The organism is Protofrankia sp. Cas8, assembly GCF_963555845.1.
Lineage (GTDB): Bacteria > Actinomycetota > Actinomycetes > Frankiales > Frankiaceae > Protofrankia.
The window spans coordinates 1-10716 of the sequence record NZ_CAUVXI010000191.1; the positions used below are offsets into that span (position 1 = coordinate 1).

The 10716-nt window shown below is 68.3% G+C and carries 12 protein-coding genes, 1 tRNA gene and 1 pseudogene; 8 read left to right on the forward strand and 6 right to left on the reverse strand.

All coding sequences use genetic code 11. The annotated features are described in order from the left end of the window. Positions 1-175: 175 nt before the first annotated feature. The 3 genes from U9977_RS21530 to U9977_RS21540 all read right to left on the reverse strand — a co-directional run bounded on the left by U9977_RS21530 (position 176) and on the right by U9977_RS21540 (position 2949). Positions 176-1708 carry a catalase gene (locus U9977_RS21530; RefSeq protein ID WP_322751098.1) on the reverse strand — a complete coding sequence of 511 codons (1533 nt, stop codon included), beginning with the start codon at positions 1706-1708 and terminating at the stop codon, positions 176-178. Positions 1709-1893: 185 nt separating this feature from the next. Next, entirely contained in the window at positions 1894-2499 is a 606-nt protein-coding gene (locus U9977_RS21535; protein WP_416210732.1) for a histidine phosphatase family protein, read from the reverse strand. Positions 2500-2553: 54 nt separating this feature from the next. Continuing rightward, a complete protein-coding gene (locus U9977_RS21540; RefSeq protein WP_322751099.1) occupies positions 2554-2949 on the reverse strand; it encodes a DUF3618 domain-containing protein in 396 nt (131 codons plus the stop codon). Between the two features lie 540 nt (positions 2950-3489). Here U9977_RS21540 and U9977_RS21545 point away from each other — a divergent pair. The 7 genes from U9977_RS21545 (at position 3490) to U9977_RS21575 (ending at position 8667) form a co-directional block, all read left to right on the forward strand. Then, a complete protein-coding gene (locus U9977_RS21545) occupies positions 3490-4215 on the forward strand; it encodes a hypothetical protein (protein ID WP_322751100.1) in 726 nt (241 codons plus the stop codon). Positions 4216-4418: 203 nt separating this feature from the next. Next, a complete protein-coding gene (locus U9977_RS21550) occupies positions 4419-5090 on the forward strand; it encodes an SCO family protein (protein WP_322751101.1) in 672 nt (223 codons plus the stop codon). A gap of 51 nt (positions 5091-5141) precedes the next feature. After that, positions 5142-5678, forward strand: coding sequence for a MauE/DoxX family redox-associated membrane protein (locus tag U9977_RS21555; protein WP_322751102.1), 537 nt, complete (start codon positions 5142-5144; stop codon positions 5676-5678). Next, a complete protein-coding gene (locus U9977_RS21560) occupies positions 5675-6448 on the forward strand; it encodes a DsbA family protein (protein ID WP_322751103.1) in 774 nt (257 codons plus the stop codon). Before U9977_RS21555 ends, U9977_RS21560 begins: the two co-directional genes overlap by 4 nt. Positions 6449-6630: 182 nt before the next feature. Then, complete coding sequence (locus tag U9977_RS21565) at positions 6631-7803, forward strand: class I SAM-dependent methyltransferase (RefSeq protein WP_322751104.1); 1173 nt, start codon at positions 6631-6633, stop codon at positions 7801-7803. A 10-nt stretch (positions 7804-7813) separates the two neighbouring features. After that, positions 7814-8302 carry a thioredoxin-dependent thiol peroxidase gene (gene bcp, locus U9977_RS21570; RefSeq protein WP_322751105.1) on the forward strand — a complete coding sequence of 163 codons (489 nt, stop codon included), beginning with the start codon at positions 7814-7816 and terminating at the stop codon, positions 8300-8302. Between the two features lie 284 nt (positions 8303-8586). After that, a tRNA-Leu gene (locus tag U9977_RS21575) sits at positions 8587-8667 on the forward strand. Between the two features lie 327 nt (positions 8668-8994). Here U9977_RS21575 and U9977_RS21580 read toward each other — a convergent pair. The 3 genes from U9977_RS21580 to U9977_RS21590 are packed head-to-tail and all read right to left on the reverse strand — an operon-like array spanning position 8995 to position 9973. After that, positions 8995-9267, reverse strand: coding sequence for a type II toxin-antitoxin system RelE/ParE family toxin (locus U9977_RS21580; RefSeq protein WP_322751106.1), 273 nt, complete (start codon positions 9265-9267; stop codon positions 8995-8997). A gap of 34 nt (positions 9268-9301) precedes the next feature. After that, positions 9302-9472 carry a hypothetical protein gene (locus U9977_RS21585; RefSeq protein ID WP_322751107.1) on the reverse strand — a complete coding sequence of 57 codons (171 nt, stop codon included), beginning with the start codon at positions 9470-9472 and terminating at the stop codon, positions 9302-9304. A gap of 12 nt (positions 9473-9484) precedes the next feature. Further along, positions 9485-9973, reverse strand: a complete 489-nt coding sequence (locus U9977_RS21590; RefSeq protein WP_322751108.1) for a hypothetical protein — start codon at positions 9971-9973, stop codon at positions 9485-9487. A 137-nt stretch (positions 9974-10110) separates the two neighbouring features. On the opposite strand from U9977_RS21590, the pseudogene U9977_RS21595 reads away from it, so the two are divergent. Next, positions 10111-10716 (forward strand): annotated as a pseudogene (locus U9977_RS21595) (type IV secretion protein Rhs); the annotation flags it as partial.

The following is a 10716-nucleotide window of genomic DNA, read 5'->3' on the forward strand; positions in this document are numbered from 1 at the left end:
GGCTCCCGGTGCTGCCCGGAGCGGCGACACTGACCACCCTGCGCCGTCGCAACGTGCTGTAGTTCCCGTGCAACCTGCCAGTGCCTGTGCTGCCTGCCAGTGCCTGTGCTGCCTGCCAGTGCCTGTGCTTCCCGTCCGACCCGGAGTCCTTGATGTTGTGGCCGGCGCCGGTGGATCAGCCGACGCCCAGACCCTTGGCGACCCGTGCGCCGAGGTCCGGATCGACCTGGCGCCAGTACTCGACGACACGCCGCTGGACCTCGGCCTGAACATCCTGGGACGCATGCCCGACGATGTTGCCCACCAGGTGGTCGCGGTCGGTGTCGGACATCACGTCTCGATACAGCGTGCCCGCCTGGCCGAAGTCGTCGTCGTCCCGCCGCAGCGTGTATGCCGACCGGACGAACTCGCCGTCGGCCTCCCACACGGCGTCGTCGGCGTACCGGGCCGCGTCGGCCCTGGGGCCGCCGTAGCTGTTCGGCGCGTACACCGGGTCGCGGGACGGCTCGTAGCGCATTGCGCCGTCCTTGTTGTAGGAGTTGACCGGCGACTTCGGACGGTTGATCGGTAGTTGCAGATAGTTCGGGCCAATCCGGTGACGATGCGTGTCCGGGTAGGAGAACAGCCGGCCGAGCAACATCTTGTCCGGACTCGGGCCGATCCCCGCCACCATGTTCGCCGGCTCGAACGACGCCTGCTCCACCTCGGTGAAGTAATCGCCGGGATTGCGGTTCAGGACCATGCGTCCGATCGTGATCGGCGGGTAGTCCGCGTGTGGCCAGACCTTGGTCAGGTCAAACGGGTTGAAACGGTAGGTGGCGGCAGCCGCGAACGGCATGATCTGTATTTCCAGCCGCCAGGACGGATATTCACCGGCATCTACAGCCGATGCGAGATCGCGGATGTGATAGTCGGGATCGACCGACACCGTCGCCTTCGCCTCAGCGTCGGTGAAGGTGTCGATGCCCTGCTCGGTCTTGAAGTGGTACTTCACCCAGAACCGTTCACGAGCCGCGTTCACCCACATGAATGTGTGACTGCCGTAACCGTTCATGTTGCGCCAGGAGCGTGGCGTCCCGCGGTCGCTCATCAGGATCAGCACCTGGTGGGCGGATTCGGGTGACAGCGTCCAGAAGTCCCACTGCATGTTGTTGTCTCGCAGGTGGTTGTCGGCACGCCGCTTCTGCGAGTGGATGAAGTCCTGGAACTTACTCGGGTCGCGTACGAAGAAGATCGGCGTGTTGTTGCCGACCAGGTCGTAGTTACCCTCCTCGGTGTAGAACTTGATCGCGAAGCCACGCGGGTCACGAACCGTGTCAGCGCTGCCGAGCTCCCCCGCCACCGTGGAGAAGCGGACAAACACGTCCGTGCGCCTGCCCACCTCGGCGAGGAACGCGGCCCTCGTGTAGGGGGTGACGTCCGCGGTCACCTCGAAGTAACCGTGCGCACCGCCCCCCTTGGCATGGACGACCCGCTCGGGCACCCGTTCCCGGTTGAACTGCGCCATCTTCTGGACCAGATAGTGGTCCTGGAGCAGCAGCGGGCCGTCCGGGCCGACGGACAGCGAGTGCTCGTCGCTGGCGGCCGGGATGCCCGCATCAGTCGTCGTCGCGGATGTCTGGTTCGCGGATGTCTGGTTCGCAGGTGTCTGGTTCGCAGGTGTCTGGTTCGCAGGTGTCTGGTTCGCAGGTGGTCGAGACTCGGTCATTGAGGCTCACTCCTGTCCAGTCGTCGTGGCGGCCCTGTTCCTCGGTGCAGCCCTGTCCGTCGGTGCGGTCTGCCGCACCGACGGGGCCTGCGTGAAGAAGGCCTACCCGCCGGGGGCCGCTGGATACTCCCGAACCACGAACCACGAACCGCAAACCACGAACCACGAACCACGAAGCAGGTCACCTATGCCGGCTCGTTCAGCCGCAGGACCGCACGCGTCTCGTGCTCGTGCCCGAGGATGGACAGCCCACCGGCGTCCAGCACGAACCGGGCGCCGAGAACCGGATCGAGCTCCAGCCAGCGCGCCACCAGCACCCGCAGCATGTGGCCGTGCCCGACCAGGGCTACGTCACCTCGTTCCAGGTACGACAGGACGCGTCCGATCACCACATCGGCGCGGCCGCCGACCTGGGCGGGGGTCTCACCTCCGCGGGTGGGTCCGGTCCACACCGTCCAATCTGGCACTGATCGGCGGATGTCAGGCGTCGTGACTCCCTCGAACTCTCCGTAGTTCCACTCGGCGAGATCGTCCCAGACCTCGAACCGCGCCACCCCTGCACCGGCAGCAGCCCGGTCCCGATGGTCGGCCGAACGGGTCAGGCCGGCGAGTTCGGCCGTCCGCAGGGCACGCTGCCTCGGGCTCGCCGCGACCAGGGCGAAGGACCAGGCGGCGAGCCTGTCCGCAAGTCGGGCGGCCTGTTTCTCCCCGGCCGGCGTGAGTGGCACGTCTGTGACACCGGTGTGCCGACCGGACCGGCTCCACCCGGTCTCGCCATGGCGGAGCAGCACGAGCCGACCTGAGGGAACGGGGATTGCCGGCAACTCACACCACGCAGTCCAATGTCACTGGGCTCGACGACGACGGCGGCGGCGACGACCGACCCCGACAGCCAGTAGCAGGGCGCTCCCGGCTATGAGGACCCGATCCCACCGAACGGTGCGTCGCAAGCCGTATCCCGAACCGGTATCACCGGCAAGGAGCTGCCCATCCGGTGACGCACCGACGTCGAAAGCCTCCCCGTCCTCCCCGCGGAATCCCGTGGTGATCGCATCCGGCCCGGCGAAGCTACCGGAGATCACCTTCTGACGAAGTTCAGCCACCCGGCCCCTGATCTGCTCGCCGGTCCGCTCGACGACCCTTCTGGGACTCACGAGCTCGGCAATTGCATCCAGGGTTACCGCCAGCTCGGCACGGGTGTTCTCGATCTGCTGCTGGATGGCAGCCGGGTCCTGCGGCACCAATGTCGCCCTTCCTCCGCGCGATGACTGCCTACCTGGCCTTAGAGTGCCCGGCAATAGGGGACGCGGCGTCGCGGGGCTGGGGCACGCACCTCGCTGTGTTGTCGTCGGTCGCCACCCAACACCAGGGTGACTTCCTCCTCCGCCTCGCGATCTACGCGCCCCAGCCCCGCTCCTTGATCCACACCCCTGTTGCCGGGCACTCTTAGAGCGACCGGCAACACTGTGACAGCCACGAACTCCCGGGTCGACGCCAAGGATCCGGTGGTCTCCGGCAGTGCGATCGTCGGGGACCGGTGGATCGCGAAGCAGTGCGACGCCTGGCCCGCAGCACTGCCGAGGATCGTGCCAGAACGGGCACAAAAGCGCGAGGCGAAACGGCGGCGAGCGGCACAGCTCACCGGCCCCGGCGGGACCGGCGAAAACCGCGGCCCACGCGCCGGTGTTTACCCTGGTCGGGTGAGCTGCCGACGACATCCGCGCTGGCGGCGACGGCGGCCGGGGCGCACTGTTCGCCCGCGTCTGTCCGCCGCGAGCGCGATGTGGCGCGGGCCATTCGAGCAGGGCGTCCGGTTCGCCGTGCCGTCCGTCGCGCTGGCGATGCTCGCCCATCTACCGTCGACCGGGCCGACGCCCGGTTTCGTGCCGATCCTCTTCATCACGGTTGGCCTGATCGCGCTCGCCACGGGCCTCACCGCCGGCGGACGTCTGCTACCCACCGGCAGGCGCCCGGGGCTCGACGGACCGGTGGGGTACGCGGTGGCGGTCATGACCCAGGCGGGCCTGCACGGGCTCCTCGCCATGTCCGCGTCGCCGCGAACATCCCACTCGTCCCTGGCCGCCCGCCTGCTCTGCCACCCGCCCGGCACCAGTGGCACCGCTCTCGGGCGCCTGGGAAACCCGGGCGCGGGCACTGCCGGCGGCGCGGCCGGCAGCGCTGCCGGGAACTTCCGCGCCACCATCCACAGTGCCGGGTGGACGCCTGACGCACGGGGCCTGATCGTGCTGAGCGCCCACATGCTGGCCGCGGCGGGAGTGCTGTGGTGGCTGCGACACGGCAGCGCTGCGGCCCGCGCAGTCATACGTCTGCTGTCCAGCCACCTGAGCCCACCCGTCGCGCCGGTCACGATCGCCGCACCAACCCGCGGCCGACCCGTTGGCCGCCGGCGCCCGTCCTGGCTGCCCATGGTCTGTCTGCGTTACGTCCTGGCACGGCGCGGACCGCCGCGCCGGCCCGCCCTCGCCGCCGTGCCCGCGGCGGTCTGACCGTCGGTCACGCCACGCTCGCGCCGAACCCTCAGGCGATCTCCCACAGACCGTCGGGCGTGGGCTGTGCCTGCCGGCTCGGTCATCCACCGGCTCGGTCGTCCACCGGCTCGGTCGTCCACCGGCTCGGTCGTCCACCGGCTCGGTCATTGCCATATTTGTCGTTCCCATTTTCGTGCGACGCCCACTCACCACGAGGAGTTATGCAACTATCTTTTCCACTCACGCGCCGACGCCGACTGCTGGCCGCCGTACCGCTGACCGCGTTTGTACTCGTCACTGCCGGCTGCTCCGCGGGTAGCGAGTCAGCGGTCACCATCATGGACGACTCCGGGGCGTCCACCGGGCTGCGTGGAACAGCGGTCCCGCAGCCGATCGACAAGCCGGCCATGAACCTGACAGACACCGCCGGAGCCCCGTTCGACCTGCGCTCGCGGACGGCGGGGAAGGTCACGCTGGTGTTCTTCGGCTATACCCACTGCCCCGACGTCTGCCCGACGACGATGGCTGACATCGCAGCGGCGCTCAACGTGGTGCCGACCGCGGTACGCGCACAGGTGGCGACGGTGTTCGTCACCACCGACCCCGACCGCGACACCGGCGGCGTCCTGGGTCAATGGCTGAACCAGTTCGACCCGTCCTTCATGGGCGTCCGCGGCACCTTGACGCAGGTGCACGCGCAGGCGGACGCTCTCGGTATCCCGCTCGAGGAACCGGTCCGCCAGCCAAATGGCAGCTATACCGTTACCCATGGGACGCAAGTCATAGCATTCACCAAGAACGACAAGGCCACGGTCCTGTATCTGGCCGGAACCCAGGTCGCCGACTATGTCCATGACCTGCCGGTCCTGGTCAACACCGGAAAGACGACGTGACGCCATGAAACACGTGACCCCGTGAAACGGGAACGGACAGCGGACAGCCCTGTGGACATTCCCGGTACCGCCACAGCCGGCAGGAGACCGCTTCAGGCGTGGGTTACCGGCCCACGGATGGCGCGGACCCTCGCGACCGTGCTGCGGTTCGGTCTGGCCGCGATCTGGCTCGCCGCCGGTATCCTCAAGATCGGTGATCCGCAGGGAATGGTGCGGTCGGTCCGGGCCTTCCGCATTCTGCCTGAATCATTCGTCCATCCGGTCGCGTACGCCGTCCCGTTTGTGGAGATCGCGCTCGGCCTGCTGCTGCTCGTGGGCCTGGCCGTGCGGGTGGGCGCTGTCGTGTCCACCCTGCTGCTCGCCACTTATATCGCAGCGATCACGGCCGCGGCAGCGCGCGGGCTGCACATCGAATGCGGCTGTTTCTCAGCCGGCGGCGACCTTACCGCGGACGCGCCCACCCACTACACCGAGGAAATCGTGCGGGACAGTCTGCTCCTCGTCGCGAGCGGCCTGTTGGTGCGCTGGCCGCACAGCGTACTGACCCTCGACCGTCTCCTCGACCGACCGTTCCAGGAGAATCGATGAACGCCACTCCAGGCAAGGACGGGCCGAAAGACGCCCCGGCCGGACGGCGGCCTGCGGGTCGTGATGAGGCCCGACGGGAAAAGGCCGCCGCGGCCCGAGCCGCCGAGGCCGCGCATGCGCGGCGGCGCCAGCGCATCATCATCGCGTCGGTTGCCGTGGCTGTGCTCGCGTTGGTCGGCGTGATCGGCTTCGCCGTCCAGAGCAGTCGGACGGTCGCCACACCCGTCGTGCTGCCGGCGAACGCGACCGGGAGCGACAACGGGATCGTCGTCGGAACGGCGAAGGCCCCGGTCACCGTCGACTTCTACGAGGACTTCCAGTGCCCCATCTGCGAAAATCTCGAAACATCGCTCGGCCCCACCGTCCAGCAACTGATTGACGCCGGAAAAATCAAGGCCGTCTATCACATGATGTCCTTTCTGGGGCCGGAGTCGGTACGGGCCGCGAACGCCGCCGCAGCCGCCGCCCAGGAAAGCAGGTTCAAAGAATACCACGACGTCCTCTATGCCAATCAGCCAGCCGAGAAAACCGGCGGCTTCACCAACACCACATTGACCGAACTCGGCGGCAAGGTCGGGCTGACATCCGCGACATTCACCGACGCCGTGAACAACGGCACATACAACGGTTATGTCGCGAAAGTGGAGGATGATGCGTCCAAGCGCGGCGTGAACGGCACCCCAACCGTGTTCGTCAACGGCAGTCAGCTTGCCGCGCAGGCCCTGACGGTGGACGGCTTCACCGCCGCGGTAGCCGGTGCCGCCCGGTAACGGCGGTGCAGCCCGGTAACGGCGGTGCCGCCCGGTAACGGCGGTGCCGCCCGGTAACAACGCCGCCGGCCCGAATGCGGGGCGTCTGAGAGTCCCTGCGGGCCTCCGGGTGTGCGAAAAGAACCGCCCTCACACACCCTTTGGCCCGGCAGTCCACGGCCGCACGAGGTGAGATAGCGGCTGTGGACGCCGCCCAGTGGGACCGCCGGCACGCCGGAACCGGCCTGCGCTGGACCGCCGAGCCGAACCCGGTCGTGATCGAACAACTCACCGGCCTGCACCCGGGCCGGGCCCTCGATCTGGCCTGCGGGGTGGGCCGCAACGCAGTCTGGCTTGCCACGCAGGGCTGGCGGGTCACGGGTCTGGACTTCTCGGATGTCGCGATCCGCAAGGCACGGGAACTGTCCCGCCGGTTCGACGTGACGCCGGACTGGATCCACGCCGACGTCCTGGGCTGGACACCGAAGCCCAGGTCCTACAACCTTGTCACTATCTGCTATCTTCACCTGCCGCCCAGCGAGCGGCGTGCGGTTCTGTGTGATGCGGTGAACGCGATCATCCCGGGTGGAACGTTGCTGCTACTCGGGCAGGACCGCGCCAGCCCGACGAGCGAACCCGGCGCACCGGTCCAGCTCGAACGCCTGCTCGACGCCGACGAACTGCTGACGGACCTGGCCGCCGGCCCGCCGCTGCGGATCAGCCGAGCCGGCCGCATACCGCGCCCGCCTGATCTCGACGGCCACAGGCACACGGCGTTTGACACGCTCGTGGTTGGGGTCCGACCCGGCCCGACGTCCATCCATCCGGCGCTCATCGAACCGATACCGGGAACGACGACCGGCGGCCAGCCCACCTCGCGGTCACTGTCGCTGTCGGTCGGTGGGTTCGTGGTCGTCCACCGGATGCCCGATGTGGCGGAGCTGCGCCGACTGCGCACCGCCGGCGGCCTGCCCGACCCTGGGCCCGAAGCCGCGGCGGACGCCCTTGCCGGCAGTCTGGCCGGGCTGTGCGTGGAGGCCGTCGACGAACCGGGCCGCGCGGTGGGTTGCGGCCGTATCGTCGGTGACGGCCGCACCTTCCTGGTCATCATGGACGTCGCGATCGACCCCTTGGTCTTCGCCGACGCGGACGCCGACGCCGGAGTCGACCTTTCCGCATTGATCGTGAACGAGCTGCGCCGATGGGCCGCCGACCAGGTGGATCCGACTGCGTTCGTCGGGGTGGCGACGGCGGCGGGGGTCGAGCCGCTCGCCGTCCGTTCCGCGCCGGCAACGCGACCACCCCGGCGTGCGCACGGGCATGTGCCAGGGCATGTGCCAGGGGGCGGGTTTGCGACAGGGCGGCCGTCGGACTAACTTTCCGGCCATGACCGAGACTGCCGCCGCTGCCCGTCTCACCCCTGGTGACACCGCCCCGGATTTCACCTTGCCCGACGCCGACGGCACGGATGTGTCGCTCGCCGCCTACCGGGGGCGAGCGGTGGTCGTGTACTTCTACCCGGCTGCCTCCACGCCCGGCTGTACCAAGCAGGCCTGCGACTTCCGGGACAGCCTCGTGCAGCTCAACGGCGCCGGGATCGACGTGCTGGGCATCTCCCCGGACAAGCCGGCGAAGCTGGCGAAGTTCCGTGACAACGAGGGGCTCACCTTCCCGTTGCTGTCCGACCCGGACCGGGCGACGCTCACGGCCTACGGCGCCTACGGCGAGAAGACGCTGTACGGCAAGAAGACCCTCGGTGTGATCCGGTCGACCTTCGTCGTGGGCGCCGACGGAAAGATCGAGAAAGCGCTTTACAACGTCCGGGCGACCGGCCACGTCGCCAAACTCATCCGCGATCTCGGTCTGGCCGGCTGACCCCGTACCGGCACCCGCGGGAAGCCCTCACGGACCCGCCGGATGACCATACCGGCACCCGCGGACGGGCCTCTGGGCGCCCGCCGGAGGCACCCGTCAGTGGGCGCCCAGAGGCCCCTGGTCACGTGGCGGCCGGGCCGGCAGGCTGGATGTCGGAGGCCGTCAGGCGCATCGTCAGATCCTGGCCGCCTCCGACACGCCTGTCGCCGGTGACCGCGATCCACGGGCGGGTTCGCGGTCACCGGCGACAGCACACGCCCGCCGATCGCTACTGTGGTACCTACGCGGGAGTGGCGGAATGGCAGACGCAGCAGACTTAGGATCTGCCGCCTTCGGGCGTGGGGGTTCAAGTCCCCCCTCCCGCACCGGTAGATCCGACCAGCTATTTTCCAGCGTTTCCGCAGGCCACAGCCTATGTAGTCGATCAACTACCCGATCCGGTCGTGTCCGGTGGTGTCCGGTCGTCCCCGGCGGCGATCGACGGTTCACGGACCATGCGCGGCACAGAGCCATCCCCAAGATCAGCACCATTTCCATGATCAGTGCCATCCACAAGATCAGCGCATGTTTGTCGTCAGGTACGCATATCGGCCCGAAAAGCGTACCCAAGAACAAACACGCGCCGATCATGGTCTGAGTCGATGACACGCCCACCCCGTCGAACCCAAGCCGGACGGAGGACCCGCCCGCGGTCAACGGCGGTAGACGTCGCGGCGATGGCCGAGCTCCACAACCAGGACCACGAGCACGTCGTCCCACACTGTGTAGATCACCCGATAGTCGCCGACCCAGATACGCCAGTAACCCGGTTGGCCGACGACCGCCTTGCAGCCGACAGGCCGCGGCGTGTGCTCCAACGCAAGAATGACCTTGGTCAGCCGGTTCTGAACATCACGGGAAAGCTTCCGGAAGGCATGCTGGGCATGCGGGTCGATCTCGACCTTGTACGACTCAGCGCCCGCCACAGCGCCTTATCTTGCCGTTTGCGTACGACAGCCTTCATACCTCGTCGTCGTCGAGGTTGTCCGGATCGATCCCAAGCTCGGCCAAGAACGCCCGGAAGGGTACCGGGTCGCAGCCTTCGGCAAGCGCAGCATCAAGACACTGACGGTCGTATTCGTCCTCTTCGTCCGTCGTCTCGTACACAGTGTCGATCATCGGCTCAGACACGCGCTCACCTCCTTACATCACCATGCGCCTTGAGACGCGGGTCCAGCGCACCGGGATCCTAGATCGCAGTATCTCAGATCGCACTATCAAGGACCAGCATGCTGACCCGCGACGGTGGCGGGGCCGAGCCCGCGGCGGGCGTAGGAGGCGCCGACGGCGGCGGGCGCAGTGGCGTAGGCCTCGAGGACCGCGACCGCGCGCCGGCCCGGGTCCCTCGCCGGCCGATGCGCCGTCGGCGTCCGCGGCAGGGTCGAGCAGGCCGACGACGCTTTCGACGTCGCCGGGGGACAGATAGTCGGCAAGGATCGCCCGGAACGCGGTGTCGCCGAGCATCTCCCGCTGGCGGCCCAGCCAGTGGATGTTGAAGCCTGCCTCGGGTGAGACGATCTCCAGCTGGATGGCCAGGCTCGCCAGGGTGTACGGCACCGCGTCCGCTGCCCGGCCCTGCGCGGCGTGGAGCACCCCAAGCTGGGACGTGCTGGCGGCCGATGCGGCGAGCACGCCCGGGGCCGGGAAGGATCTCGATCTTCTGGAACATTGTTGCTAGTTATGTCACAGTATATTACTCTATGCATAGAGCTGTAAGCATGCGGTTGTGGGTTGCTCTCGATGGTCGGTGACGATGCGGGAGGGCCGCGGTGGGTGACTGGGGTGTCCTGGACCTGGACAGCGATCCGACTCCGGGTGATCCGGATGCGGTGCGGGCGATGGCCGTCCGGTTGCAGCACCAGGCCGAGGTCGCCGAACACAACACCGCGCGGTTGCGGGCGATCGCGAGCAGTGGTGGCGAGCTGGCGATGGCCGGTGATTACGCGTCCCTGTTCACCGAGGCGCTGGTGGAACTGCCCAACGGGCTGGCGAAGCTGGCCCGGGCCTACCGCGGCTGTGGGGATGCGCTCTTTACCTATGCGACCGGTCTAGCCGACGCGAAGGCCCAGGCGGGGGGTGCGTTGCGCGACGGCCTGGACGCCGATGATCGTTATCGGGTGGCGTTGGGTGAGGTGCGGGCGTTGCTGCCGCCGGATCGGGAGTGGCTGCTGTGGCCGCGGGCGGAACTCAGCGAGGGTTCGATCAGCGCGGTGACGGCGCTGTGGGATGCGGCGGCCCTGCGGGAGCAGGTGCGGGCGGCTGCGGGTCGGGGGCAGGTGGCGGGTGCGGATCGGGCGCGGGCGCGGCGGTTGGCGCTGGATGCGGCGGAGTTGCGGGGGGAGGCGGCCCGCACCTGTGCTCACGGGATTGAGGCT